We start from the raw sequence: 2,255 nt of genomic DNA, 5'->3' as shown, positions 1-2,255 counted from the left end.
GATCTACAACCTTATCGACACCGATATCCAATGCCATCTTGGTCACGCCAATATTGCTGGACTTCTTCAAAACCGTTTCGACATCAATGGTTCCAAAGCCTCTGACATCCTTAACTGCATTTTGTCCAACACGCAGGTAGCCAACGCCGGTTTCAATCCGGGTATAGCGATCATATTTGCGGGTCTCCATGGCTGCCGCCACAGTAAAGGGCTTGAGGGTAGAACCCGGCTCCACCAGATCAGTCATCACCCGGTTTCTCATGCGGTAAGGCTGAAGCCCGATGCGATTATTCGGGTTGTAGGACGGCTGATTGACCATAGCCAGAATCTCTCCGGTCTGGACATCCATCATCACCAGCGAGCCCGCTGTGGCTTTGGCTTTTTCTACGGCACTCTTCAGCTCACGATAAGCCATATACTGGAGTCTGGAATCAATACTCAGCATCAATTCCTTGCCAGGTTGAGCGCCTTCCACGAGCTCGACCTCCCTGGCAAGGCGCCCCCGACGATCTTTCAGCAGCCTGCGGGTTCCCTCGGAGCCAGTTAGCCAATGGTCATATCCCAGTTCAAGCCCTTCCTGACCTTTGTCATCAATCCCCGTAATACCCACCAAATGCGCCGTCACTTCGCCCATAGGGTAGTAGCGTCGCTGCTCGTCAAGAACATGCACACCCGGCACTTTCAGAGCTTCGATTTTCCCAGCCTGCTCAGGTGTCATCTGGCGCTTTAGATAAATAAACTCTTTCGCAGCGTTCTTTTTTACTCTGTTTGCCAGCCAACCTTTGTCAACCTGCAGAGCTGCTGCCAGTTTATTCCAGTCTTCTGGCACCTTAATCAGGTCCTGAGGGTCAGCCCAGACGGTCATAACAGGGGCACTTACCGCTAAAATCTTACCGTTCCGATCAAATATGACGCCCCGGTGAGCAGGTATAGACTCATGACGAACAGACCGTTTGTCACCTTCGTTCTGAAGAAAATGACGATTTAAAACCTGAAGATCTACGAGACGGTAACAAATCACCAGGCCAGCCACGACAAACAACAGTTGCAGAAGCTTGATTCTCCAACGATAAGGCATAGCCTTTTCCTCACCAGCCTGTTTTTTTCTGCTGGCACTGGCTGGCCTTGTTGCAGTTTTCACGGTACCACCATTTTTATACGTCCAGCGTTTGGCACTTCCATATCCAATTCATCCCTTGCAATTTTTTCCACTCGCCCCGGACTGGTCAGGGAACTGTGCTCCAGAAGTAACTTCCCCCATTCGACCTGAGCTTTGTTTTTCTGCTCAAACTCCTGCTGAAGCTCATTATGAAGCCGCCTGTTTTCATGCTCGACGAAGCTCACAGCAACGCCTGACACAAGAACACAGGTCAACAGCAATGCATTGACTAAATTGGATTTCTGAAACAACACCAGCAGCAGTTTGCTATCCATTTTTTCAGCCTTCTCAGATTAGCTTCTCAGCAATTCGCATGACGGCACTCCTCGCTCTTGGATTAGCTTTAACCTCATGTTCACCCGGCTTGATCGCTTTACCGATAGGCCGCATTCTCTTATTCAGCTGATCTTCCCTTACCGGCATCCAGCGCGGCAGCTCATCACCCTTGGCCTGTTTTCTGATAAACCTTTTGGCAATTCTGTCTTCCAGCGAGTGGAAGCTGATGACTACCAGACGTCCACCTGGCTTGAGTACTTCCAATGCGATATTGAGACAATCCACCAAATCGTCCAGTTCGCGATTGATATAGATGCGAATGGCCTGAAACGCACGGGTTGCCAGGTGCTTGTTCTTCTCTCTGGAAGGGCTGGCAGAGGCAATAATTCCCGCAAGGCGTTTTGTGGTCGTAATAGGCTCTTCTTCCCTTTCCCTGATAATGGCCCGGGCAATTCTGCGCGAAAAACGATCTTCGCCGAGCTCCCAGATCACCTTACTGATTTCCTTTTCTTCAGCACGATTAATCCACTCGGCCGCACTTTCCCCCTGCGTGGTATTCATCCGCATATCCAGCGGACCATCCTGCATGAAGCTGAAACCCCGCTCAGCGTTGTCCAACTGAGGCGAAGAAACACCCAGATCCAGCAGAACGCCTTCCACTTCCTGACCATCAAGAACCTCTTCCAGTTCAGCAAAAGAACCGTGATAAATGGAAAAACGGCTATCCATTTCAGCCAGTTCACGAGCTACAGCTACCGCCCCCGGATCCCTATCGATACTGATGAGCCTTGTCTATTGATTTATCCACAGGATGAGTGGG

General features: G+C 50.4%; 3 protein-coding genes. All 3 read right to left on the bottom strand.

Annotation, left to right across the window (positions count from 1 at the left end; genetic code table 11):
* Window positions 1-1,141, bottom strand: a 1,141-nt coding sequence (locus KDK18_RS12780) for a penicillin-binding transpeptidase domain-containing protein (protein WP_257255313.1), incomplete at its 3' end; no start/stop codon positions are given.
* Window positions 1,138-1,434: a cell division protein FtsL gene (gene ftsL, locus KDK18_RS12775; protein ID WP_257255312.1), complete on the bottom strand. Its 297-nt coding sequence runs from the start codon at window positions 1,432-1,434 to the stop codon at window positions 1,138-1,140. The genes ftsL and KDK18_RS12780, both read right to left, overlap by 4 nt.
* Before the next feature lie 13 nt (window positions 1,435-1,447).
* On the bottom strand, window positions 1,448-2,212 hold the full coding sequence (gene rsmH / locus KDK18_RS12770; protein WP_373691172.1) for a 16S rRNA (cytosine(1402)-N(4))-methyltransferase RsmH: 765 nt from the start codon (window positions 2,210-2,212) through the stop codon (window positions 1,448-1,450).
* Between the last annotated feature and the right edge of the window lie 43 nt (window positions 2,213-2,255).

The sequence above is a fragment of the Endozoicomonas sp. SESOKO3 genome (assembly GCF_024606255.1).
This window is presented reverse-complemented; position numbering and strand designations above follow the sequence as displayed.

Excerpts from the sequence above, each read along its gene's own strand:
- ftsL (WP_257255312.1), bottom strand. The coding sequence starts at position 1,434 with ATGGATAGCAAACTGCTGCTGGTGTTGTTTCAGAAATCCAATTTAGTC.